This window comes from Variovorax sp. LjRoot84 (assembly GCF_964254305.1).
Classification (GTDB): domain Bacteria; phylum Pseudomonadota; class Gammaproteobacteria; order Burkholderiales; family Burkholderiaceae_C; genus Variovorax.
This window is the reverse complement of sequence record NZ_CAXUTE020000002.1, coordinates 204642-228446: the sequence shown is the minus strand read 5'-3', so window position 1 is coordinate 228446 and position 23805 is coordinate 204642. Positions and strand designations below refer to the sequence as shown.

The following is a 23805-nucleotide window of genomic DNA, read 5'->3' as shown; positions in this document are numbered from 1 at the left end:
GAAGTTCGGAGCCTGGCATCCCGGCTTCCAATGCGCAGCTCCATTGCGCCAGCAGGGTTTCACCGGGGGACACGTCTGTCTTCTCCGAGGAACGCGGATTTCCCTAGCAGCGCCCTCGGCTTCATCCGAAAGCTTTCTTCAGCGAACACTGCGTGACTCATCTCCGTGGTTGCAAATGACATTCTGACGAGTTATCGGCGCTCGGTGGCGCATCACAAGGACACAACTGGCATGAATGCTTTCCCATTGACCGCTGACAGCGGAAATCGCTTCGCTTACGCACCCGCGCTGGAGTTCGGCGGCCGCCTTCTAATGGCGGCGTTATTCTTTATTGCGGGCATCCGAAAGGTGCTGGCCTGGGGTGCCACTGCGGCGGCATTCGGCAAACTTGGTCTGCCCTTTCCTGAGATTACGCTGGTAGGCGTGGTCATCATCGAGATATGTGGTGCGGTGCTACTCATTCTGGGCTGGCGAACCCGTGCGGTCGCGTTGGCAATGGCGCTGTTCACCATCGGCGCTGGGCTGATTGGCCACCAGTTCTGGAACGCCGATCCGGCCCAAGTCAACAATCAGGTGAACCATTTCATTAAGGTGCTCGGCATCATTGGCGGGCTGCTGCACATTGCCGCGTTTGCTCAGCGCAAGCCCGTTCCGAACGTTTGAAATACCACCGGGCTCAAGCCTCAGGGATTTGCGCGATGAGCCGTGAGACGCCGTGTCGCTTGCCGACGTTGAGGCGGTCACCAACGAGGCGACGACTCCAGCAGCGTTCGTCGCGGTGACGGTGTTGAGGATTGCAAATTCCGCTAGCCGGGATCGCTTATTGCGCTAGCGACTCATCAACTCTGCTAGTGCAGGATCGAATCGTAAGACTCGCGCTGCGGCTCGCGTTCGTCCCTCGAAATTTGAGACAGGAGCTGGACCAGATTCAGGCACGTTCGCAGCCGCATCAGCCCCTCCACGACCTTATCGACCACGATCAGCGATGGCCGTCAGGTGGTGGATGCGTCCTCCGCGGCCTCGAGTTGCAGTCGAAACCGGCGTTGACGCTGGTCTCGAGAATGCCCAGAGATCGGATGGACGAGGTCCCAGCCATACCGCTCAGCGAGCACAAGCACCGCGCCCAGTTCGGTCCGCGTTCCCCGGAAGTAGCGTGGTATCTCGTCACCCACGTGGTAGCCGGTGCGACGAAACGAGTCCAAATCTGCTGGAACTGGACTGAAGCTGTGCGTTTCATGCATGAAACTGGCGGTGAACACCTTCAAGGCAGCCCCTCCTGCTTGCGAAGAATCGTGGAACAGCAACTTACTCGGCGCGAGGAGGCGTCCGGAGACCGCCCGACCGCACGAGAGCGGCGACGTAGTCAGGCACTTCAAGGCCCGGGATCAAATCAGGGGCATTCACCGGCTCAACCGTCTTCTGCACAATTGGAATGGCGCCGGCCCACACGGGATGCTGAGCATCGTCCGGGTCATTCGGGAACCCTTCCCGAACCTTGGCGGTAGCCTCCTCGATATCCACGTAGAGAATGGTGGTCGCCTTCAATTCCTGAGGCTGCATAGGCCTCAGGCTATCCCAGCGACCCGGGAAAAGGTTTTCAATGAAGTCGTGCAGCGCCTCCATCTTGTGATCATCGCCTTCTACCATCTGCGCTTTCCCGAACACCATCGCCGAGCGATAGCGCGCAGAGTGAAAGAAGGCCGACCTGGAAAGCACATAGCCGTCCATGAAACTGCATGTGATGCAGACTTGCGTGCCCAGCGCCTTGCGCAGGAAGCGGCTGGCGGAGGAGCCGTGCCAGTAGACCCGATCCCCTACGCGCCAATGGAGAGTGGGCGTCACGTAGGGGTTCCCATCAATGACGTAGCCTACGTGGCACAAGGGAGCCTCGTCGAGGATGCGGTGCACGTCCTCTCGGCCGTGTGAGCCTCGCTCATGCAGACGCCTGATTCGCGTCCTCTCGGTGGTCGGATAGTTCTCGGGGGTGGTTGCTGTGACAGTCATGGCAGTTGTCTCATAGAAATGCCAATTGTCTGCAACGGCGCACCTCGCTATAGAGCCACTTGAGGGGATTCGGATGGGCCCGCTTCGATGCAGAATAGATACAACATTGACGCAGCCTCGTTGCACGCCTTCTAATCGCGACTGACGACTCCATAGCATCAATGCAAGGCTCCCCCAACAGATCCAGAAGCGCCGGCGGCATCGTGTTGAACGCGAGCATCTCGCGCGACAACGAAGGCAGCATTCAAGACCAGCTCTATGCGCATCTGCAATCGATGATCCTCAGCGGCCAGCTATCGCCTGGCGTTCGTCTGCCTTCTACGCGTTTGCTCTCGACCGAGCTCGGTGTCGCCCGCAACACCGTGGCTGCTGTCTTCGAGCGCTTGCAAGCCGAAGGGTACGTCAACTGCAAGAGCGGTTCTGGCACCCGAGTGAGCGACCAGTTGCCCGATGAGTTGCTAATGGCGAGGTCCCTTGCAGTCGCGCCGGCACCCGCATCGATTCTGATGCTCGGCGTGTCGCAGCGAGCGCTGATGGCGGCGAGCCATCAGGGCGTCGCGGTGACCTGGCTTCCTGCCTTCACACCGGGTTTGCCGGCGGTGAAGGAGTTCCCCTTTTCTGCCTGGTCGAAGCTGGCCGCACAGGAGTGGTCTGTCGAGGGGATGGGTTCGATGAACAGCGACGCTGGCGGCTACTGGCCGCTGCGCCAGCACATCGCGGAGTACGTGGGCAGCGCGCGAGGCATCAAGGTCGATGCCGATCAGGTCATCATGGTTTCCGGGAACCGGGAAGGCACGGAACTCGCCGCCAACGTTCTGATGAACTCGGGAGACGCGGCCATCGTCGAGGAACCCGGCTACCCCGGCACAAAATCCGCATTGGCCGCCGCGGGCGTTATGCTGCTGCCACTGCCGGTGGACGAGAATGGACTGGTCATCTCCGAAGCAACCGGAGAGCACCGCAAGGCGAAGATGCTGTGCATTGCGCCCTCCCATCAGTACCCGCTGGGTGTGACGACCTCGCTACAGCGCAGGGTCGAGATCCTGAACTGGGCGCGCGACAACGGCTGCTGGATCGTGGAAGATGACTATGACAGCGAGTTCCGCTATGCAGGCAGGCCCCTGCCCTCCATCCTTAGCATTGACCCCGGAGCCAACGTCATATACATCGGCACCTTCTCGAAAACGCTCCTGCCCTCGCTTCGGCTCGGCTACGTAATCGTCCCCAAGCGCGTTATTCAGGCGTTCACCAAGATGAAACTCGCCATGACCGGGCCGGCCACCATGGTGTCGCAACGCGCGGTCGCGCAGTTCATCGAAACGGGAATGTTCTATCGTCATGTCAGGCTCATGTCCAAGCTGTACTCGCAGCGACGCGCAGCGCTGGTCGATGCGATCGCTAGCCACTTGCCTTTTCTGCGCATACCTCCCCAGGAGCCGGCCGGGCTCTTTCTGATCACGGTCTTCGACGAAACCCTGGGCAGGATCGAGGACACCGAGATTGCTGAGCGGGCCAGCAATGCCGGAATTTACGTCGTTCCACTCTCATCCCTCTACATCACAGACAACCGAAGGAGCGGCCTGGTCTTCGGTTACGGTGCCATTCGGCCCGAGGACTTTGACGAGCCAATCCGACGCCTGCTCTCGGTGATCCGCGGTCTGCTCCAAACCGTCTAGCCCCCCCAAACCCGACACCGCGGCCAAGCGCGGCGTCACCTGCGAAGCTCAACACAACGCGTCGGGCGTGGGATTCTTGCCTCATGCCCGATCAACGGCAATCGCGCTGCGTGTTCTGCAGCTCTCCTTTGCACTTGAAGCAACTTGTCCCAATGGACCATTGTCGCGATCGGCAAGTGGCCCTTTCGCCCCCCTGCCTCGCGCGCGATGCTCTTGGGCTGAAACAATTTTCATAGGCCGCCAATGCACTCGAAAACTATTTCTCCTATCCGTCGCCTCGCGGTGCTGAGCCCACTCATCGCCATGAGCATGTGCGCCCTACCTGCGCTTGCCCAAACATGGCCTACCAAGCCGATAAGGCTGGTAGTGCCATTTCCAGCTGGCGGCGCCACGGATGTGTTGGCGCGGACGCTCGCTGAAAAACTGCAGTTCCGGCTGGGACAGCCGGTAATTGTCGACAACCGGCCCGGCGCAAGCACTGTGATTGGCGCAGCCGCAGTTGCCAAGGCCTCCCCCGACGGCTATACGCTGCTGGTTTCAGGCTCGAGCACCTTCAGTGTGCTGCCCGCCCTGAAGCCGCAACTGCCGTATGACGCAAAGAAGGATCTGGTGCCCATCGCAGTGGTGGGGCGAACGCCGCTGGTGCTGGCCGCGGGTCCAGCCACCCCCGTGAAGTCAGTGGCCGATCTAGTTGCCCTCGCGAAGAGTAAGGCAGGGGTCTTGACCTACGCGACCTTCGGTCCTGGCTCGGTGTCGCATTTGGCAGGGGAGCTTTTTTCGCACGAAGCCAGCGTGAATCTTATGCCTGTGCCCTACAAGGGCAGCGCCCCGGCGGTACTGGCAGCGCTCAGCGGCGAGGTCAGCATCACTTTCGACACCATCGCATCTGTCGGGCCACACATCAAGTCTGGCCGCCTTCACCCGCTGGCAGTTGTAGGCTCGTCTCGCGCCACCGCACTACCCGACGTGCCCACCATGGCTGAGCTGAAATACCCCAAGGCGACCCTCGACGCTTGGTATGGTGTGGCGGCCCCCAGCGGCACACCACAGGCTGTACTCGATCTGATTTCGCGAGAACTGGCTGCCGTTCTGACGCTACCTGACGTCACGGAAAAACTACTCGCCGTGGGAGTAGAACCAGCCTTCAGTGGCAGTGCAGCCTTCGCTGCAAGAGCGAATTCTGAGACACAGACCTACACGGAAGTTGGCAAGCGCGCAAACATCACGATGGACTGAAGAACGTCCAGTACATCGCCGATTCAAGCTCTTAACGTGCGACCTTGACTACAGCATAGGTGCACGTTCCCTAGCAGGGTGCGGAAATACTCCCCTTCAAAGCGAGTCCTCCCTGCCGGCCGAGGGTTCGCTTTTCACATGGTGCGTCAGGCAGGGTTTTGCGAGCCGTTTTCTCTGATTTGAGGATGTTTTGCGCGCCTCTGGTTGCCTCAGAGCCCCTGCGGACGGATTTGTCCCAGCGAACGCATGCGCGTCAAGTTGTAGGCCGTCATCGTCAGCACGAACAGGTGGTCCACGCGCTTGAGTCCACGCACCATCACCTGACGAATTCCGCCCACCGTCTTGGCCCAGCCGAAGCCCTGCTCGATGAGTTTTCGTTTGCGCTGTGACAGCGCATAGCCTTCGCTCGCAGCGATGGCATCGGGCACCGCGGAGCGCCGCCCCGAAGTGTTCTGGGCTACGTGCGGTATCACGCCCATGTCCTGACATGCCTGGACGAACTCCTGCGCGTCGTAGCCCTTGTCTGCACCGAGTGTGACCTCGGTATCCGGACTCGCGGCCGCTTGACGGGCATCCTTGATCATGACCTTGGCCGCTTCGCGCTCGGCAAAGCCGTCAGCCTGTGTGACCATCGCGTTGGCGATCAGGCCATGGCGGTTGTCCGATAGGGTATGACCCATGTAGCGCAACTCGCTGGCGGTCTTGCCCTTGCGGTACAGACGCGCATCGCCATCGGTGCGCGAGGCGTGAGTGTCGTTGCTGCGGCTCTGGCCTTTGAAGCTGGTGCTACCCGTTGTGTTGTTGCCCGCATCATCGTCGCCGCCGTCCTTGCGCACAAAGCTCCTGTGGCTGGCCCACGCCTGAATAAGGGTGCCATCGACGCTGAAGTGCTCGCCCGACAGCCAGCCCTTGCGATCCGCGGTTTCGACGATGTGGTTGAACAGTTCGATGATCGCGTCGTGCGCGATCAGCCGTTCGCGGTTCTTGGTGAAGACGCTGGGCACCCAGACCGCATCGTCCATGGCCAAGCCAATGAACCAGCGATACAAGAGGTTGTACTGGGTCTGCTCCATGAGTTGACGCTCCGAGCGGACGCTGAAGAAGATCTGCAAGAGCATCGCGCGCAGCAGCTTCTCTGGTGCGATGCTGGGACGCCCGCCCTTGATGTCGGCCTCATACATGCCGGCGAATAGGTTGTCCATCTTGAGCAGCGCTTCATTGACCATCGCGCGGATCGGGCGCAGAGGATGATTCGCGGGTACGAAGTCCTCCAGGCGGCGCATCGTGAACAAGCTCTCGGTGAAGGTGTCGGCTCCGCGCATCGTCTGGGGTCTTGTCTTGCAACTGTCGGGGGATCAACTTCCAACGCTTGAGGGCCGTCACACGCCGACCGGCGGGAGAGGTATTTCAGCACCCTGCTAGAGGCGTCCCTATCGCATGCGTTATCCGGTGACACGCCTCTCAAGCCCTCACTCAAAGCTGCTTTTTTTAAACATTCAAGCATTGCTTTTTTCGACAAGCCAAGAACGTAAGATGAACTACTCTGCCATCGTGGAGATACCCGCTGCTGAATTGAGGCGGCTGATCGGTACTCGTCAACTCTCCCCAGTTGAGTTGCTAGAAGCGTGCATCGCACGGATCGAAGCTACAAATCCGCTTGTCAATGCCATCACGGCGACATGCTTCGATCGGGCTCGCGAGGAAGCACGTCTTGCGGAAAGCGCTGTCATGCGAGGTGCTTCCTTGGGCCTCTTGCATGGCCTTCCCTTCGCTGTGAAGGACCTGGAGGACACCGCAGGCGTGTTGTCCACCATGGGCACTCCAAGTCTTCGAGACAACGTGCCGGCCCATGATGTGGAGTTGGTTCGTCGCTTGCGGGATGCGGGCGCCATTCTGGTGGGAAAAACAAACGTTCCAGAGATGGGCGCAGGCGCGAACACCAGGAATCCAGTGTGGGGCGCAACCGGGAACCCTTTCAATCCGAACCTCAATGCAGGTGGATCATCGGGCGGCTCAGCAGCAGCTCTCGCCCTTGATATGCTGCCGATTTGTACGGGATCAGACACCGGCGGGTCACTGCGTATCCCGGCGGCCTGCTGTGGGGTCGTCGGTTTTCGGCCTTCCCCAGGCTTGGTCCCCAACGCAAGAAAGTTACTTGGTTGGTCTCCCATTTCTGTGGCAGGACCGATGGGAAGGACAGTCGCAGAAGCGTGTTTGCAACTCGCCGCTACTGCGGGACATTTCGCAGGTGATCCCCTTAGCTATCCTGCAGATGCCGTTTCTTTTCTAAACCCTCGGGCGCTCGATTTATCCGAGCTACGTGTCGGCTGGACGGAGGACTTCGGAATCTGTGATGTCGATCCCGCTATCAGGCGCACTATGCGTGATCGAGTCTCCAAGATGCGTGGAATGGTTGCCGAATGCGAGGAAGTTTCAGTGAGTTTGGGAGATGTCCATCGCTGCTTCGACGTTTTGCGGGCTGAAGCATTCGTAGCCGGAACCTGCGCTGCTTATGAGCGCGACCCAGACAGTCTTGGGCCTAACCCGCGTACCAATTACGAGATGGGCATGCGCATGAGCTTGCTTGAATCGGCGTGGGCGCATTCCGAACAGACCAAGATCATCAAGACCTTTCAAGGCCTGTTCGATAGGTACGACATAATTTTGTCGCCCACAACGCCTGTGTCGCCATTTCCGTGGACGCAGCTTTACGCGGATGTGATTGATGGCAAGCCTCAGGAAAACTATTACCGTTGGCTGGCATTGACCTATTTGATAACGCTAACCACGCATCCTGCGATTAGTTTGCCTTGTGGCGTCGACGAGTATGAGATGCCGTTCGGTTTGCAGGTGGTCGGAGGCTTCCGCGATGATTTGCGTCTGCTGTCGACAGCTCATGCCCTGGAGTGTGAGTTCGAACGACATCCTTCACTGACGCGCCCTAGGCCAACCATTTCTTCAACCCGCAGAGCAGTGCCTGCGCTGGACTCGATTGTGACGGCGCCGCCGGCTGATCGCTATCGACACGTGCCAAATGGTGCTGCAGGGTCTTCGGCTGTTGTGTGACATCGCGAGCGATATTGGCCGACACGCTCTCTCGCCCTTCATATTCACCGCGAGCGACCTTCCATCGAAGTTGATTGCTCGTGCACTGTTGACAGAATGCACGGCGAGCTCTTCCTGAGCTCAGTTCGCTTCAGCCTTCCGGGGCACGCCGGCCAAGGCCCTGAACTACAGCTTGAACGCTTGGGAGGCGCTGACGCGCAATCTGCTCGATGGCGAGGTGAACGTGGACAACAATCATCGCTGGAATCTGATCCGCCCATGGGCGCTCGGAAGAAATAATGCGAACTGCGGTCTTATGCGAACTCGTCGTCGTTCATCTTGCGCACGACGAGGCGTGGCAAGATTTGCGGAGGTGCGAGCGAGGTCTGGACTTCTCATAAGAGCGGGCGTCTCCTGCTGTGGCAACCCCACTTCAGGAGACCTCCATGTTTGCGTTCGAGTCCATTCATCCGCTGCCAGCCGCTTGGCTTCGCGACAGCGATCTCGCCCCGTTCGTATCTGCTTACGTGCGTCGTTTGGTAGACCGCCACTACGCAGTCAACACGGTGCGCCAGTACGTGTATGGCGTAGCGCACTTCGCGCGCTGGACACACCGCTGCCGCGTTGGCGTCCGAGACTATGCCGATGAGATCGTTCAGCGCTTCATTGAAGAACACCTACCGCGCTGCACCTGCCCATCGCCGGTGCAGCGCTGCCGTCATCAGGTTCGCGCCGCCCTTCGCCAGTTGCTGATCATGCTGGACGATGCCGACGCTCTGATCGGCAGTCGCCGCCCCGACGCGGTCGAGGACCAGCTTGAGCGCTTCGACACCCACATGCATCAGGCAAGGGGCCTGGCGGAGACCACGCGAGTTCGACGGCTGAGCGTCGTCCGGTCTCTGCTGCGATTCTGCATAGCCGGTGACGCCGACTCCGACGCGACGACCACACCGAGCGCCGATGAACTGCGTCGATTCATCGCGCGGGAACTCTCACGCGTCAGTCCCGCCAGTGCTGGCTCGCTTGCGGGCGCGCTGCGCGGCTACCTGCGCTTCATGGCGCTCAGCGGGGCTCGCGTCGATCATCTGCTGCCCGTCATCGCGCCGCCGGCCCATTGGAGGCTGGCGCCACTGCCGCAGACGCTATCGCTGAGCGAGGTCACGCGACTGCTGGACGCCTTTCCGCCGGATCTGCCGTCGCACTTGCGCGGCTACGCCATGGTGCGCTGCCTAGTCGATCTCGGCCTACGCGAGCGCGAAGTCGTCAGCCTGGAGCTCGACGACATCGACTGGGAAGCCGGCACGCTGCGCATCTGGAAGGGCAAGTCGCGCCGTGTGGACGTGATGCCCCTGCCGCAGACCACGGGGGGTGCCATTGCGGTATACCTGCGTTCGGAGCGACCCACAACCGTCAACCGATGCGTGTTCGTTCGTCACGTGGCGCCGCTAGAGGAGCCGATCCGTCCAGATGTGGTTCGCAACACGGTGCGGCAGGCGTACCTGCGCTGCGGCCTGCCGTACACCCGCGTCCACATCCTGCGCCACACGCTGGCGCGTAGGCTGCTGGAGACCGGCGGCACACTCAAGGAGGTGGCCGACATGCTGCGCCACCGTGCGCTCGACACGTCGATGATCTACGCCAAGGTCGACGTCGGGCGGCTGGCCGCAGTGGCGATGCCTTGGCCAGGGAGCGCGGCATGAACACCGGGCATACGATGCAGACCGCCGTACAGCGCTACCTCGAAGAACGGCGACGGCTGGGATTCGCGCTGAAGAGCCCGAGCACCGAGCTGATGCGATTCGCTCGCTTCGCAGACGCGAGGGGGCATCAAGGGCCTCTGACGCTTGAGCTGCAATTGGACTGGGCTCGCGAACACGTTGCACGAACCAGCCCCGTCACGGCTGCGCGCCGACTCGAGATCGTCCGACCCTTTGCAGCCCACCACCGCCAGTTCGAGCCCGCCACCGAGGTGCCACCGCCGTTCATTCTCGGCCGCGGACATCGACGGCTGGCTCCTCACATCTATACCGAACAGGAGATCGTCGATCTGCTGGAAGTGGCCGGCCGCATGACGCCGCAGAACGGCTTGCGCCCCTTGACATACAAGACGCTATTCGGGCTCATCGCCGCGACCGGGCTCAGAATCTCCGAGGCCTTGAAGTTGCAAGTCGCGGACATTGATCTGTCGGGCGCCACGGTCACGGTGCGCCAGACGAAGTTCCACAAGTCGCGCTGCTTGCCCCTGCATCCCAGTGCCGTGCAGGCCTTGTCCGAATACCTTCGTGCGCGTCAGCGATTCGTCGGCCGCGCGAGCGACTCGCCGGTCTTCGCCGGCCCGTCGGGCCGCGCGTTGTCGTCGAGCGGAGTCCACAAGGCGTTCGCCCGGCTTCGCGATCAACTCGGATGGCGCGCCCGCGGCGACCATGCCCGGCCGCGCATTCATGACATACGCCACTCCATGGTGGTCCGGCGCGTTCAACGGTGGCATGAGGATGGTGTGTCGATCGACCACGCGATGTTCTGGCTATGCACCTACATGGGCCACACCAGGATCTCCGACACGTATTGGTACCTCACCGGCACGCCTGAGTTGATGCAGTTGGTGGGGGCGCGGTTTGAGCGCTTTGTGCTGCAGGGGGCTGGCCGTGGGTAAGCTGATCTCGCCCTCTTTCGCGTCGCTAGTGCAGGAATTCTTCACCGATTACATGACGCGGCAGCGGTCGCTCAGCCCGCAAACAGTCGCCTCCTACCGAGACAGCTTCGTGCTGCTACTGCGCTTTGCGGAACAGACCCTGGGCAAGCCGGCCGCTGCCGTTGAGCTGTCGGACCTCCAACCGAAGTTCATCGCGAGCTTCCTCGACCACCTGGAGCGTGACCGGGGCAACTCGCCGCGCAGCCGCAACATCCGCTTGGCAGCGCTGCGTTCGTTCTTGAAGTTCGCCGCCCGGCGTGACATCGTCAACCTGAGCGTCATCGAACAGGCGCTGGCGGTGCCGATGAAGCGCTTCGATCGCAAGATGGTGGGATTCCTGACGCGCGAGCAGATGCTGGCGGTGATCGACGTTCCAACCGCGACCTGGCTGGGTCAACGCGATCACCTGCTGCTCACGCTGATGTTCAACACCGGCGCCAGGGTGTCGGAGATGATTGGCATAAGGGTCGCAGACGTGACCCTCGGCTCGACCTCATGCGTCCGTCTGCAGGGCAAGGGGCGCAAGCAGCGCTCGCTGCCGTTGTGGAAGACAACCTCCCGTGAGGTGCGTGATTGGCTGCGTCTGAACCCGCAACTCGAGGCACGCTCCGCGCTGCTGCCGCGGCGTGACGGCGAACCGATGACGCGGGCCAACGTCGCGCAGCGGCTCAAGCGCGCCGTCGTCGCGGCCTCCGCTGCGCACCCGGAACTCGGCAAGCTGGCGGTATCGCCTCACCTGGTTCGACATTCGACCGCAATGGGTTTGCTGCAGGCGGGAACCAATGCCACCGACATCGCTCTGTGGCTCGGGCACGAGAGCCCGTCAACGACCCACATGTACGTCGAGGCCGACCTCGCAATGAAGGAGCGAACTCTTGCTCGGCTGAAGCCGCCAGAGGCCAAGCTGGCTCGATACCGGCCGCCGAAGGGATTGATGCAGTTCCTGCAGTCGCTGTGATCATGCGAAGCGGTGGCAGCGTCGCCGCAACCGCTCGCCGAGAGAAGACTCGCCCCACTCCGACGTCGAGTTCGCATAACACCGCAGTTCGCATTATTTCTTTCATGCATAAATGATCATGAAAGAAAAGCATGGTTGTTCGCGGGCGGTGAACTGGCCGGCCAGCGCGCCGCCCTCGTCATGAGCCTCGTGCAGTCAGCAAAGATCAATGGTCACGACTCGCACGCATACCTTAACGACGTGCTGACCAGATTGCCCACGCATCTGAACAGGCGCATCGACGAACTGCTTCCTCACAACTGGCGACCCTCACGCTGATCCACGCGACGAGTGGCTGCCTCCACAGCCGTTAAAATGGCGCGGCTGGCCGCTTACGGCTCGCTGCTCGTAGAGCGCACTTCGGTTGCTCGAAGATTCCACGCGACCTACGGGAGCGATCTTCCTAGAACCTATTTCTCGCGGGAACCGTCGAGGCCAATCGAGCGCACGAAGCGCTTGCGACGCGCATCCAGCGGCGCACGCGGACTCTTAACCACGCGGCCGTATGGGAAACGTCCACCGCACGAGCCGCATCTTAAGCCGCCGTATCTGCCCACGAGACAAACGCGTTGTCCCACCGAGCGATTCGGCCGTCCCGCACCTGAAGGATCTCGATTGCGCGAGTGTGTTGCAGCCTTGGCTGCTCAGCTGAGGTCCAGCGCAAGCGAGCATCACACACCACGAGATCGCCCGAAAGTACTCGGAGTTGTTTCTTTAGATCGAAGTACGTGTACTTCGAGTAACGCTGCCGTATGAGCGGCCTTAGCTGCTCCTTTCCAGTCACAACGACTTCGCCGAGGTCAGCAATGGCGTCATCGGTAAACAGATCGGCGATGAGTTCAGGGTTCAAGGTGCTGCAGGTCGCACTCACCTGGTCAAGCCACCTCTGCGCGGTCTCGGCATCGAGGGCGGACCTGCCCTTTTGAAAGCTACTCCAGTTGGTCATTGTGATTCTCCGGCAATTTAGAACATCAAAACTCTTCACGGGCTTGGGTCGGGCGACAGGGGGAACTGAAACCGAGATAGAAGGAACGAGCTCCTTCGACATCTGCAGTGGACCGAGCTCAAGCCCCTTTTCGATCCGCGATTAACAAGGGCTACTGCGGCTGAAGTTTGGTTTCCCTTACCAACCGCTGGTGCCGTACGATTTCAGCGGTGTAGAACTTGCTCAGCTCAACCGGTGTCATCGGATTGCCTACTTGGTTGCCGGTCGACTCGTAGATCTTGCGCACGTCCGGGTTCGCGAGAGCGGCATTGATCGCTTGGTTCAGCCGTTGAACCACGGCATCTGATGTCCCCTTCGGGACCAAAACTCCAGCCCAGACATCGAGATCAAACCCCTCGAAATCTGTTCGAGCGGCGAGCGCTGGAACGTTGGGCAAAAGTGGGTGCGGCTGCCGACTGGTAACCCCGTACGCCTTCACCTTGCCCTCGCGGATCAGTGCCGGAATGTTTCCGGAGACGGGAAGAAACACGACATCAATCATCCCGCCCATCAGGTCCGTCACCATCGGCGCGCCACCTTTGTACGGGACGTGTAGCATCTTGATCCCGCTCTTGCGCGCGAAAATTTCGCCCGCGAGGTGGTACAACGATCCGTAACCGGGGCTGCCATAGCTGAGCTCCTTGGCGCCAGGCTTTTTCGCCCCTGCAACCAGTTCGTCGAAGTTCTTCGCGTTGAAGTCGGGTCGCGTGAGCATCACCAAAGGCGTGTTGATCAGCACCCCGGCCAAGCGCAAGTCTTCGGGCTTATGCCGAACAACCTGCATCGTCAGCGGTGCGAGGATCAGATCACTCGGCGACGCAAGCACCAGCGTATGCCCATCGGCCGCCGCCTGCAGTGCCTTCTGGATACCGAGCGCGCCGCCGACACCGCTGACGTTGTCGACGATCACCTGATGCCCGAGTTGCTTCGTTAGTTCAGGCTGGATCGTCCGCGCGACGTGGTCAGACTGCCCCCCAGCCGGATAGGGTACGACCATTGTGACTATGCGGCTTGGAAAGACTTGCGCCAGCGCGGCCGATGCCATGACGCAGGAGGATGCCGTCAGCGCGAGCACGCGCTGAAGTAGCTTGATCTTCATAAGTTTCCTTTTGGGCTGGATACCACGACATCGAAGGATTTCGTTCGCTCTGAAAAGCCACAAAGGGCGGCAAAGCAACAGGGTGCAAGAGTCTCACGCCGGTTCGAGCCTTCATAGAGCCATTTGACGCGACGCGAGTGGCGCCATTGCCTCCATGCATGATCCAAGGAACTCACGAGCGCCATCGGGTCGATCCGTCACGCTGCGTCGCTAGCTCGCCTACAGGATGCCTGGCTGCATTCGCCGAGAGCATTGCGCCACCTTTCTACGTGGAAGAGGTGTCGCTCTGCGAGTACCCCCAGGCGGGCTTTCGTGGTTTCTCTCTTCGATGCCCCCTGCCCGGCAGCGCGACGAACGGGGTCTCGTTATCGCGCGCCTGCTTGAGCGAACCCGCGACGGCCCGCACCACCAATCCACGGCCCTGGTTCTCCGAGAACCCGAGGCGTGCTACTGCAAGCTTTCGAGCAAGCGGAAGGCGCACGGGCCGCTCCAGTTGATCGCTGTCGCTGCATCGACATGTTCATCCGAGTCACCCGAAGGGCACCTCGGCTGATGTGCGACATCCACCGGGTTGCTGTCTTGCCGGCGCAAAGCACACCGCGACAGATCGCCTCGTCACGCCTGTGCCACTTGGTCGCCTAGTTCGCGTGCGCGATCCGCCGCTGCTTTCACCGCCTCAGCCAATGCGCTCTTGCAATTGCGTGCATGCAGCACTTCCATCGCCGCCTCCGTCGTTCCGCCCTTGGAGGTGACCTGGCGGCGTAGCTCTGCGAACGATTCAGGGCTGGCGGCTGCCTGCTGCACTGCGCCGCCCACAACCCAGAGCGCCAGATCATGCGCCATCTGGGGCGAGAAGCCGAGCTCCTCACCGGCCGATTGGAGGCTTTCGAGGAAGTGAAACACGTACGCCGGCCCACTGCCGCTGACCGCAGTGACGCCGTCCATTTCTGCGTCGGTGTTCACCCAGAATGTTCGGCCGATCCCTCCCAACAGGCGCTCGAGCAGGCGGCGCTCCGATTCGTCCACACCAGAGGCTGCTTGCAGCGCTGTCACGCCCGCCCGGACGAAGGCAGGAGTATTCGGCATGGCGCGCACGACGCGCCCGGACCGCAGCCACGTTGTCAACTCGGAGAGCCGCACTCCCGCAGCGACGCTCAGGTGTAAGACATCGAGGCCGGGAGGCAGTGCCTTCTCCGCCGCCGAGCGAAGTACCTGTGGCTTTACCGCCCAGACGATCAAGTCCACGCCATCGAGATTCCCTTCCGGCGTGTCAGCAACTCGCACGCCATGGGCTTCCTGCACTCGCTTCAACTGTTGGACATCGGGGTCGATGATGAGAATCTCGTGCGGAGGCACCCCCACCTGCAGCAGACCCGAAACCATCGCTTGGGCCATGTTGCCGCCACCCACGAACGCAATTTGATAGTGCATAGTCAACCGATCGACATGAGTGAAGCGTTCCCACCGGCAGCCGCGGTGTTGATGCGCAAGGATGAAAAAACGGCGGCGGTCGCGCAAATGCTGGATCGCGGACTTTTCATTGTGAAAGGTGGCGTTGACAAGGCAGCCTCCGCATTAGGGGTTACGCGATTCACCGTCTACAACTATCTCGATGATCTCAAGTCGCGCGCGTCGAATCAGCAGAGCTAAAGTATCCGCATGGATACCTCGCTGTCCAAAGACTGCCGGGCTCAACGAAGCGCCGCTCACGACATATCCGCATGTGTTCTGGTCATCCTTCGCACGCGACCGTAGGGCATCCGATGGGCTCCAGCTGACGCCTATGCAGCAACCAAGCTGGAGGGGCCCGAGAGAATCGCCGCCGTGGATGGTCGGCTGACGTCCGCTCCCAGTACAAACTGCGCTTTGTCTACGCGCTCAATATCCGAGCTGTAGAACTGCATCACAGGAGAGCGCTCACAGAGGATTCCTGCCCCCGCGCTGAGTGAGCACGCTCCATACATTCGGCCCCGCAATTCCGACCCCGATAGCGTTGGCAGTTCTCTTGCGCGCCGGAGCAGCCCTAGGGCAACTTCGCTTTACGCTCAAGGGACCTGACATGTCGCCGACTCAGTGCAATTTTTGGGTATTCCTACTATTGTTTCACGATGAGCCGATCCCAGATAGGGCCACTTGGCGTTCATTGCATGGGCCACTAGCCCCGTTGCGTGCTGCGCTGCGGTGCAAGTCCATCCTGAAGTCCTGGAATGCCACATGGTTACGAGTGGGTTCGACTACCTGATCAAGACGGGCGTTGCTGATATGGACGCCTACCGCGCATTCGCCGGCACCGTACTTTGGCAACGGTCCGGTGTGCGTGAGACACACACCTACGCAGCCATGGAAGAAGTGAAGAACTCCACCAAGCTGCATATCCTGAGCGGCAAGGCGCAGCGCGTCGCTAGCCACTGGTCATCGCGGCCCAAAGCGACTTGAACAACTCGCTTTCAGCGTTTGCCACTTGGTCGACAACGCTGAAATGATGCTCACCTGCAAGGCGCAGATCCTCGACGACCAATCCTCGGCGTTTGCAAAGTTTGACAAAGGTCTCGTGCTGCCAGAGGAAGCCAGCGGTTTCCGCGGCTCCGACGCACAGGATGTGCTTCACAGCCGAAGGCCGAATCATATCAATGGGGCTGGCCCCATCAGCGGTCGCCCGGTCCATCCGAATGTTCTCGTTGTGGGGTGTTTCTAATATGGGGACAAGGTCGTAGAGACCGCTGATGGCGCAATTGACCTTGACAAGATCTTGAGGTCCGCCGAGCTGGCTCCAGTCCGTGAACGCTGACATTGCCGACAGGTGGCCTCCCGCCGAATGCCCGCCTACCGCGATTCGTCCGGGATCGCCTCCATACTCGCGGATGTTGTGGTGCACCCATAACAGCGCCGCTTGCACACTGGCAACGATCTCCTCGATCTTGGCGTTCGGAGCAAGTGGGTAGTTGATGCAGACGCACGCCGCGCCGCGCTCGACGAACGGCTCGGCAACGTAGCTGTAGTCCGACTTGTCCAAGAAGTGCCACCAGCCGCCATGGATGAAGACGAAGACTGGCGCATTGTTGTTCCGCGCAGGAAAGATGTCGCAGGTCTGCAGCTCCCCCTGCCCGTACGGGACGTCGGACCAATGCACCAGGCGTCTTCGCGTTGATTCGCTCATCGCGCGCCAGTTGTCCGAGTAGCGTTGATGGTCCGGAACCGCTGCTTGGTTCCGATAGTCAAGCGGCGTTGCAGGCTGACGGTACCTTCTTGTGGCCATGAGGTGACGAAGTGGAAGGTGGTGAAAGAAACTTGTGCATCCTTGTCGAGGCGTCGGTTGGGCGCCGGAGCAAGCCGGCCCAGCGAACCTCCGCACGCCGCGAGTGCACATGCCAGTCCTTATGCCCGGTGAGCCGAAACCGCGGCTAGCCCTTGCCCCGTTGGTAGTTCAGCGCGTAATCCGGAGTCCTGATACCGGACCGCAGATCCGGCGCATTGACCGGTGCTCCGGCCACGACGCGCAGCGGTATCGTGCCGGCCCACAAGTCCAGCCCCAAATCCTCTTCGTAATCGCGCACGCCGAGGTCTCGGACTTTTGCAGAGACTTCGACTATTGGGAAGCGCAGCACCATCGTGGCGTCGAGCTCCTTTTGCTTTGGCGCACGCACCCGATGACCCGGCACGACGGACTGAATCACGCGGTCGACGATCTCTGCCTTGTGCGGTCCCTCCACGAGTTGCCCGCTGGAGTAGATGATGGCGGATCGATAGTCCACGCTGCAACCGAAACCGGACCGACCCGCCACAACAGCATCGACGTGGGTGACGGCGATGGCAGCCGGTACACCTTGAGCGAGGACGCACAGCATTCGATTCGTCGGGCTGCCGTGGAGATAGAGGTCTTCATCGATGCGAAGGATCGTCGTCGGAATGATGCACGGCTGATCCTCGTAGATAAAGCTCACGTGGCAAACGATGGCCTCGTCGATGATCGAATGGACCAGCTGACGATCGTAGCTGGCCCGCTCCGGCCGACGTCGGACTTGGGTACGCGGCGTTGGCGCGTACTGAGAAGTCTGGCTTGAGGCGACCATGCTCAGACCGCTGCCTTCGCCGGCTTTCCGCGCAGCAGGTCGTCGCCCTCGTAGGCGTTCTCTTGCCGAACGTAGGTGCCCGTGCTGAACAGCTTCAGCGTGTCGTACAGTGACTTCGGCACGGTGACGCCTTCCACCACCGTACGTCCGCGGGCTTCATACCGGCGCTGCGACGGCAGCCGCGTTCCCTCCTGCTCGAGGATCTTGCTGAACAGTTGCTCCCCGTGTTCCAACTGCGCCTTGCGGTTGCCGTTCTTGAGGCATCGAACGGGGTCGATGGCAATGATTAGCTCGCCGCCGCATGGCGCGCCGGTGTTCGCGACATCCTTCTCGCCGGCCTCATAGCTCAGCAGATCACCGACCAACGGACCGGCGAGTAACTCGACCATCATGGCAATGGAAGCGCCTTTCACGCCACCAAACGGCAGCTGAGCGCCTGCAAGAGCGGCCTTCGGGTCCGTTGTCGGCTTCCCGTCCGGGCCCACCGCCCAGCCTTCGGGCAGCGGCTTGCCATCACGCAGACGAACCTGGATTTCGCCGCGCGCGCTTGCGCTCGAAGCTTGATCAAAGACCATCGGAGGGTGGTTGAGTCGAGGCCAGGCGAAGGCCATGGGGTTGGTGCCGTAAAGCGGCTTGGTGCCGCCATGCGGCGCAACGTAGGGCGCTGCGGCGACAAACGCGAACGCGACCAGGCCACGGTTCGCCAAGCGCTCGACCTCTGGCCACAAGGCCGCCACGTTGAGGGCGTTGTTGACGGCCAGTGCGGCGATGCCCGTCTCCTGCGCCCGCTTGGCGAGGAGCTCATCGCCGACTTCCAGCGCCAGCGGTGAGAAGCCATAGTGGGCATCGACTCGTACCACCGCTGGCGCAAGGTCGTCGACTGTCGGCTCCGCATCACCGGAAGCTTGCCCAGCGCGCAGTGCATTGACGTAGAAGGGAATGCGGAACAAGCCATGATGGCGGCACTCGTCGCGCTCGGCCGCAGTCACCGTATTGGCGATGGCGTTGGCGTGGGCTTGGTTGAAGCCCTGGGCGAGCAACAGCGTTGTTGCGAGCTCGTGGACTTCATCGAGTTTCATATGGATGGAATCGCTCACTTTTTTCTCCTTGGAACGGGTTGGAAATTGATTACTTCTTGACCAGCGGACAGGCGCTGGCGCCGAGCGGCTGGAAGGCTTGCTCCGCAGGGACGGTGGCAACGACCTTGTAGTAGTCCCAGGCGCGCTTGGATTCGGCCGGCTTCTTGACCTCAACGAGGTACATGTCGTGCATTACTTGCCCGTCCTCGCGGACGCGGCCGTTCTCGATGTTCATGTCCTTGATGGGCAGTTCGCGCATCTTGTTGGCGACCGCAGCCGCGTCATCGGTTTTTGCGGCCTCGATGGCCTTGAGGTAATGCCGCACGGCGGAATAGACCCCCGCCTGAGTCATCGTCGGCATGGCCTTGCGGCGCGCGAAGAACTTCTCGGACCAAGCGCGGGAGGCCGCGGTTCGATCCCAATAGAACGCCGTCAGGAACTGCAGGCCTTGCGCGGCTTGCAGCCCCATGCTGTGCACATCCGTCAGAAAGACAGAGGGCGCTGCCAGCGCCTGCTTCGGGGTGATGCCGAATTCAGTCGCCTGCTTGACGATCGAGGTCATGTCGCTGCCGGCGCTCGCCGCCACGATCAGCTTGGCCTTGGAGGCCTGCCCTTGAAGCAGGTACGAACTCAGGTCCGAGGAATTGAGGGGAAAACGCAACTCGCCGACGACCTTTCCGCCGTTGTCGGTGACGGCCTTTCGAACATCGTTCGCGAAGGCATGGCCAAACGCGTAGTCCACGGTCAGGAGATAGACGGAGTCCAGGCCGCGTTGGGTCATGAGACGGGCCAGGCCATAGCCGTTGCTGTAGCTGTTGTAGACCCACTGGGTGGACAACGGCGTACACGCCTTTCCAGTGAAGTCGGAGGACGCTGCAGTGATCAGCGTGATCTTCTTGCGCTCGTTCGCGAGTGCCTGCACGGCGAACCCCACACTGGAGTTCGAGAAATCGGCGATCGCGTCGACGCCGTCCTTGTCGAACCAGGCTCGCGCGATGCCTGCGCCGATGTCCGCCTTGTTTTGGTGGTCCGCCCAGACAAGTTCGATCTTCTTGCCGAGCACCTGGCCACCGAACTCTTCGATCGCGAGGCGTGCGGCCTCCACCGAGCCAACGCCGGCCAAGTCTGAATACAGGCCGGACTGGTCGTTCAGGATGCCGATCTTCACGACATCGCCTGACACTTGCGCGCTGGCAGGTCCCGAGGCAACAACGCTCGCGATGGCGGTGAGCGCAGCCAAGCCGGCTGCGAAGAACTTGAGCGCTTTCGAGGACATGTTCATTCCTTTCTGAGGAAGTTGGTAGTGGTCATGGAAAAGGTGTCTGCACTCGCGTGCATCCAGGGCAACACTTGTGCATCTCATGCAAACTGAAAATCAAAAAAAGGAGATCAACGATGTGGATTCGCACCCTTCGGGGTGGCAAGTCCGACAGCGCGTTCTTGATGGCCGGGGTGTTTAGCAGCCTCGGTCAGTGAACTTTTGCGAGTGCGCCATACCTCGAATTCACCCACCAGTCCGCGACGGAAGACCATAACCACAGTGACCAGGATCACCCCCTGGATCACCATCACCCACTCACCAAGCGGAGCCAGGTATTCCTGCATGGCGAGAATGCAGACCGCTCCCACCAACGGACCCAGGACGGTACCCATGCCGCCGACCAGCACCATCAGAACCACTTCGGTGGCCATGTGCCAATTCACGTCTGTGAGTGAAGCAAGCTGAAAGACGAGCACTTTGGTTCCGCCAGCCAACCCGGTCAGCGCGGCCGAGAGCACAAACGCCAGCAACTTGTATCGATTGACCTTGTAGCCCAGCGAGACGGCTCTCGGCTCGTTGTCGCGTATGGCTTCGAGCACCTGGCCGAAAGGTGAATGAATCGTCCGGTGATAGATGGCGAACGCCGCCAGGAACATCGCGAGCACCACTACATAGAGAGCATTGTCGTTGGCGGTGTCGAGCAGGCCAAGGACCACTGGCCGAGGAACCTTCTGCAGACCGTCTTCACCGCCAGTGAACGGCGCCTGAAGGCAGAAGAAGTAGACCATCTGCGCCAGGGCCAACGTGATCATCGCGAAGTAGATTCCTTGCCTTCGGATCGCGATGGCGCCGGCGATAAAGCCCAGCACCGTGCTCGCCAAGACGGCACAGAGCAGCGCAACCTCGAACGGCCAACCCCATTCCTTGAGGGTATACGCCGTGACATAGGCAGACATGCCAAAAAACATGGAATGCCCGAGTGACAACAGCCCAACATAGCCGACGAGCAAGTTGACCGCACACGCGAATATCGCGAAGCACATCACCTTCATCAGGAAGATGGGGTAGATCAGCGCGGGCGCAATCACTGCAGCCGCCAATAGGAAGACGATCGGGCGAAGTGTCAAAGAAGCGTCTTGTCTCATAGTGTTCTCACTTGATCTTTCCGAAGAGCCCCGCCGGCTTGACCAGCAGCACGATGACCATGACGAGAAAGATCACGGTGGCGGAAGCCTGCGGATAAAAGAGTTTGGTCAGTCCCTCGATGGCACCCAGCGAGAATCCCGTCAGGATGGAGCCCATGATCGACCCCATGCCACCGATGACGACGACCGCGAAGACGAGGATGACGAGGTTGGAGCCCATCAGCGGGCTGACTTGATAAATCGGAGCCGCCATGACCCCAGCCAGTGCCGCGAGTCCCGCGCCAAAGGCATAGGTAAGCGTGAGCAAGACAGGAACGTTGATTCCGAATGCCCGCACAACATCAGGGTTCTCGGTCGCGGCCCGAAGGTAGCTTCCCAATCGGGTCTTCTCGATGAGAAGCCATGTAGCCAGGCAGACCGCTAACGACGCGACCACCACCCAGGCGCGGTAGTACGGCAGGAACATAAATCCCAGGTCCATTCCTCCCGGCATGGTGTTCGGGTAAGGCAGTCCCGATGAACCAAAGCTCTTCCTAAACACGCCCTCGACGATCAGCATCAGTCCGAAGGTCAACAGCATCCCGTAGAGGTGGTCCAGGCGATACAGGTGACGCAGCAGCAGCCGCTCAACGAGCACAGCTGCCAGTCCGACGGCAAGCGGCGCCACCAGCAGCGCAACCCAGTATCCGACGCCGGCCCACGTCAACAACATCCAGGCCACGAACGCTCCGACCATGAACTGAGCGCCGTGCAGGAAGTTGATCACATTGAGCAGGCCGAAGATGATTGCCAGGCCAAGACTCAGCATGGCGTAGAACGCCCCGTTCATCAGACCCAGCAAGAGCTGACTCATGAACGCATTTGTGGGGATGCCAAAAATTGATTCGATGCCCATGTGGCGCCTCACACGCTCAGGTAGGCGCTCAACTGAGCGCTCTTGTTGTCGATCTCTGTGCTGGAGAGCGTGTCGACTACTTCGCCATGCTCCACGACGTAGTGACGATCGGCCACGCTAGTCGCGAACCTCACGTTCTGCTCAACCAGTAGGATGGAGATGCCACGCGCCTTGAGCTTCTGGATCGTCAATCCGATCTGCTCGATGATCACCGGGGCCAATCCCTCGCTCGGCTCATCGAGCAACAGCAGTTGCGCGCCGGTGCGCAGGATGCGGCCGATGGCAAGCATCTGCTGCTCTCCGCCGGACAGCTTCGTTCCAGGACTCTTCATGCGCTGAGCCAAATTCGGGAACAGCGTCAGGATTTCTTGGACGCTCATGCCTCCAGGGCGCACCACGGGCGGAAGCATGAGGTTTTCCTGCACAGTCAAGCCGGAGAAGATGGCCCGCTCCTCGGGGCACCACGCTATGCCGGCGCGGGCGACTGCCTCGGGAAGCCGCCCCAACAGTTCCCGACCCTCGAACACTACGGAACCGCTTTTCCTTGCGACCAAGCCCATGATGGCGCGAAGCGTCGTCGTCTTGCCTGCACCGTTTCGACCAAGGAGGGTGACGACTTCGCCTCGATGAACGGTGAAGTTCATCCCATGCAGAATCCGGCTCTCGCCATACTGCGCGTGCAGGTCGCCGACACGAAGATGGGCCTCAGCCATGAGCGCCTCCCATATAGGCGGACACAACCTCGGGATTCTTTGAAACGGCCTCGTAGGCTCCTTCCGCGAGCACCTCCCCACGACACAGAACGGTGATCGTGTTCGCGAGCCGCGCGACCACGCCCAGGTTGTGCTCGACCATCAAGACGGTCCGCCCCTTCGAGACCCTTTGAATAAGCGCCGCGACGGTCTCGATGTCCTCGCGTCCCATCCCCGCCATCGGCTCGTCGAGCAAAAGCACCTGGGGCTCCAGCGCCAGAGTCGTCGCAATCTCCAGTGCGCGCTTGCGGCCGTAGGACAGCGTTCCTGCCACTTGGTCGCGCTGATGAAGCAAACCAACCGAATCGAGCAGCCGGTCCACGTCCGCATCCAGTGCTTTAAGGCTGGAGAGCGGCTTCCAGAAGTGATACGTCGTTCCCAGCCGGCGCTGCAGCGCCACACGAACGTTTTCGCCGAGCGAGAGCTTCGGAAAGATGGCGGAGATCTGAAAAGATCTCACCAGACCCTGACTGGCAACGTCTTCGGGCGCAGCCGAAGTGATGTCCTGCCCGTTGTAGAAGATGCGGCCGGAGGTGGGTCGGATGAATCGAGTGATCAGATTGAAGCACGTCGTCTTGCCCGCGCCATTGGGGCCGATCAGGGCGTGGATGGTCTCGCGCCGTACTCGAAGGTCAACATTGTTCACGGCGGTGAAGCCGCCGAAGTCCTTGGTTAAGCCCTCGACGACGAGCGCGTAGCTGCCCCCAACGTCGGGGATGTTCTCCGTCATGCCGCCTGAAATGCCTGGAGCTGTCATCGTTTCAAATTTGTATGAGGAACACAATGATGTGCATATCATGCACATTTGTCTATAGGGAAAATTATTAGTCATTTTTTGCCTATGATGCATGTTTCATGCCTGCCGAGGA

Annotated in this window: 22 protein-coding genes and 3 pseudogenes; 11 read left to right on the top strand and 14 right to left on the bottom strand. The window is 60.8% G+C overall.

Annotation, left to right across the window (positions count from 1 at the left end):
- Positions 1 to 231: 231 nt before the first annotated feature.
- Entirely contained in the window at positions 232 to 663 is a 432-nt protein-coding gene (locus ACSQ9I_RS31775) for a DoxX family protein (RefSeq protein ID WP_436316031.1), read from the top strand.
- Positions 664 to 992: 329 nt separating this feature from the next.
- On the opposite strand, the gene ACSQ9I_RS31770 is transcribed toward ACSQ9I_RS31775, so the two are convergent.
- Both ACSQ9I_RS31770 and ACSQ9I_RS31765 read right to left on the bottom strand, forming a co-directional pair.
- Positions 993 to 1259: a M81 family metallopeptidase gene (locus ACSQ9I_RS31770; RefSeq protein WP_436317083.1), complete on the bottom strand. Its 267-nt coding sequence runs from the start codon at positions 1257 to 1259 to the stop codon at positions 993 to 995.
- Between the two features lie 46 nt (positions 1260 to 1305).
- Positions 1306 to 1908 (bottom strand): pyridoxamine 5'-phosphate oxidase family protein, encoded by a 603-nt coding sequence (locus tag ACSQ9I_RS31765; RefSeq protein ID WP_436316030.1) that lies wholly within the window; start codon positions 1906 to 1908, stop codon positions 1306 to 1308.
- Between the two features lie 302 nt (positions 1909 to 2210).
- On the opposite strand from ACSQ9I_RS31765, the gene ACSQ9I_RS31760 reads away from it, so the two are divergent.
- Together ACSQ9I_RS31760 and ACSQ9I_RS31755 are read left to right on the top strand one after the other, a co-directional pair.
- A complete protein-coding gene (locus ACSQ9I_RS31760; protein WP_436316028.1) occupies positions 2211 to 3680 on the top strand; it encodes a PLP-dependent aminotransferase family protein in 1470 nt (489 codons plus the stop codon).
- A 243-nt stretch (positions 3681 to 3923) separates the two neighbouring features.
- Positions 3924 to 4916 (top strand): Bug family tripartite tricarboxylate transporter substrate binding protein, encoded by a 993-nt coding sequence (locus ACSQ9I_RS31755; protein ID WP_436316027.1) that lies wholly within the window; start codon positions 3924 to 3926, stop codon positions 4914 to 4916.
- 209 nt (positions 4917 to 5125) lie between these two features.
- Here the strand turns inward: ACSQ9I_RS31755 and ACSQ9I_RS31750 are convergent, their stop codons facing one another.
- Positions 5126 to 6238 carry an IS5 family transposase gene (locus ACSQ9I_RS31750; protein ID WP_436311868.1) on the bottom strand — a complete coding sequence of 371 codons (1113 nt, stop codon included), beginning with the start codon at positions 6236 to 6238 and terminating at the stop codon, positions 5126 to 5128.
- A 211-nt stretch (positions 6239 to 6449) separates the two neighbouring features.
- On the opposite strand from ACSQ9I_RS31750, the gene ACSQ9I_RS31745 reads away from it, so the two are divergent.
- The 6 genes and pseudogenes from ACSQ9I_RS31745 to ACSQ9I_RS31720 all read left to right on the top strand — a co-directional run.
- A complete protein-coding gene (locus tag ACSQ9I_RS31745) occupies positions 6450 to 7982 on the top strand; it encodes an amidase (RefSeq protein WP_436317082.1) in 1533 nt (510 codons plus the stop codon).
- A 160-nt stretch (positions 7983 to 8142) separates the two neighbouring features.
- Positions 8143 to 8256: pseudogene (locus ACSQ9I_RS31740) on the top strand (IS66 family transposase); the annotation flags it as partial.
- A gap of 151 nt (positions 8257 to 8407) precedes the next feature.
- Positions 8408 to 9661 carry a tyrosine-type recombinase/integrase gene (locus ACSQ9I_RS31735; protein ID WP_436316026.1) on the top strand — a complete coding sequence of 418 codons (1254 nt, stop codon included), beginning with the start codon at positions 8408 to 8410 and terminating at the stop codon, positions 9659 to 9661.
- Entirely contained in the window at positions 9658 to 10614 is a 957-nt protein-coding gene (locus tag ACSQ9I_RS31730; protein WP_436316025.1) for a tyrosine-type recombinase/integrase, read from the top strand. Before ACSQ9I_RS31735 ends, ACSQ9I_RS31730 begins: the two co-directional genes overlap by 4 nt.
- The gene (locus ACSQ9I_RS31725) at positions 10607 to 11611 is read left to right on the top strand and encodes a tyrosine-type recombinase/integrase (protein WP_436316023.1); all 1005 of its coding nucleotides are present in this window, start codon (positions 10607 to 10609) and stop codon (positions 11609 to 11611) included. Before ACSQ9I_RS31730 ends, ACSQ9I_RS31725 begins: the two co-directional genes overlap by 8 nt.
- A 123-nt stretch (positions 11612 to 11734) precedes the next feature.
- A pseudogene (locus ACSQ9I_RS31720) lies at positions 11735 to 11929 on the top strand (transposase domain-containing protein); the annotation flags it as partial.
- A gap of 256 nt (positions 11930 to 12185) precedes the next feature.
- Here the strand turns inward: ACSQ9I_RS31720 and ACSQ9I_RS31715 are convergent.
- The 3 genes from ACSQ9I_RS31715 to proC all read right to left on the bottom strand — a co-directional run bounded on the left by ACSQ9I_RS31715 (position 12186) and on the right by proC (position 15165).
- Positions 12186 to 12596 carry a nuclear transport factor 2 family protein gene (locus ACSQ9I_RS31715; RefSeq protein ID WP_436316022.1) on the bottom strand — a complete coding sequence of 137 codons (411 nt, stop codon included), beginning with the start codon at positions 12594 to 12596 and terminating at the stop codon, positions 12186 to 12188.
- 151 nt (positions 12597 to 12747) lie between these two features.
- On the bottom strand, positions 12748 to 13734 hold the full coding sequence (locus ACSQ9I_RS31710; RefSeq protein ID WP_436316021.1) for a Bug family tripartite tricarboxylate transporter substrate binding protein: 987 nt from the start codon (positions 13732 to 13734) through the stop codon (positions 12748 to 12750).
- 615 nt (positions 13735 to 14349) lie between these two features.
- Positions 14350 to 15165: a pyrroline-5-carboxylate reductase gene (proC, locus tag ACSQ9I_RS31705; protein WP_436316020.1), complete on the bottom strand. Its 816-nt coding sequence runs from the start codon at positions 15163 to 15165 to the stop codon at positions 14350 to 14352.
- 15 nt (positions 15166 to 15180) lie between these two features.
- Here proC and ACSQ9I_RS31700 point away from each other — a divergent pair, with 15 nt between their 5' ends.
- Complete coding sequence (locus tag ACSQ9I_RS31700) at positions 15181 to 15384, top strand: helix-turn-helix domain-containing protein (protein ID WP_436316019.1); 204 nt, start codon at positions 15181 to 15183, stop codon at positions 15382 to 15384.
- Between the two features lie 525 nt (positions 15385 to 15909).
- A pseudogene (locus tag ACSQ9I_RS31695) lies at positions 15910 to 16170 on the top strand (Lrp/AsnC ligand binding domain-containing protein); the annotation flags it as partial.
- Here the strand turns inward: ACSQ9I_RS31695 and ACSQ9I_RS31690 are convergent.
- The 8 genes from ACSQ9I_RS31690 to ACSQ9I_RS31655 form a co-directional block, all read right to left on the bottom strand.
- Positions 16136 to 16891, bottom strand: coding sequence for an alpha/beta hydrolase (locus tag ACSQ9I_RS31690; RefSeq protein ID WP_436316018.1), 756 nt, complete (start codon positions 16889 to 16891; stop codon positions 16136 to 16138). The pseudogene ACSQ9I_RS31695 and the gene ACSQ9I_RS31690 overlap by 35 nt on opposite strands.
- A gap of 244 nt (positions 16892 to 17135) precedes the next feature.
- The gene (locus tag ACSQ9I_RS31685; RefSeq protein ID WP_047787176.1) at positions 17136 to 17804 is read right to left on the bottom strand and encodes a pyridoxamine 5'-phosphate oxidase family protein; all 669 of its coding nucleotides are present in this window, start codon (positions 17802 to 17804) and stop codon (positions 17136 to 17138) included.
- A 2-nt stretch (positions 17805 to 17806) separates the two neighbouring features.
- Complete coding sequence (locus tag ACSQ9I_RS31680) at positions 17807 to 18901, bottom strand: Ldh family oxidoreductase (protein ID WP_436316017.1); 1095 nt, start codon at positions 18899 to 18901, stop codon at positions 17807 to 17809.
- Positions 18902 to 18932: 31 nt separating this feature from the next.
- Positions 18933 to 20159, bottom strand: a complete 1227-nt coding sequence (locus tag ACSQ9I_RS31675; protein ID WP_436316016.1) for an ABC transporter substrate-binding protein — start codon at positions 20157 to 20159, stop codon at positions 18933 to 18935.
- A gap of 113 nt (positions 20160 to 20272) precedes the next feature.
- The gene (locus ACSQ9I_RS31670; RefSeq protein ID WP_436316015.1) at positions 20273 to 21289 is read right to left on the bottom strand and encodes a branched-chain amino acid ABC transporter permease; all 1017 of its coding nucleotides are present in this window, start codon (positions 21287 to 21289) and stop codon (positions 20273 to 20275) included.
- A 7-nt stretch (positions 21290 to 21296) separates the two neighbouring features.
- Positions 21297 to 22184, bottom strand: coding sequence for a branched-chain amino acid ABC transporter permease (locus ACSQ9I_RS31665; RefSeq protein ID WP_436316014.1), 888 nt, complete (start codon positions 22182 to 22184; stop codon positions 21297 to 21299).
- Positions 22185 to 22192: 8 nt separating this feature from the next.
- Complete coding sequence (locus ACSQ9I_RS31660) at positions 22193 to 22897, bottom strand: ABC transporter ATP-binding protein (protein WP_436316013.1); 705 nt, start codon at positions 22895 to 22897, stop codon at positions 22193 to 22195.
- A complete protein-coding gene (locus ACSQ9I_RS31655) occupies positions 22890 to 23666 on the bottom strand; it encodes an ABC transporter ATP-binding protein (RefSeq protein ID WP_436316011.1) in 777 nt (258 codons plus the stop codon). Before ACSQ9I_RS31655 ends, ACSQ9I_RS31660 begins: the two co-directional genes overlap by 8 nt.
- Between the last annotated feature and the right edge of the window lie 139 nt (positions 23667 to 23805).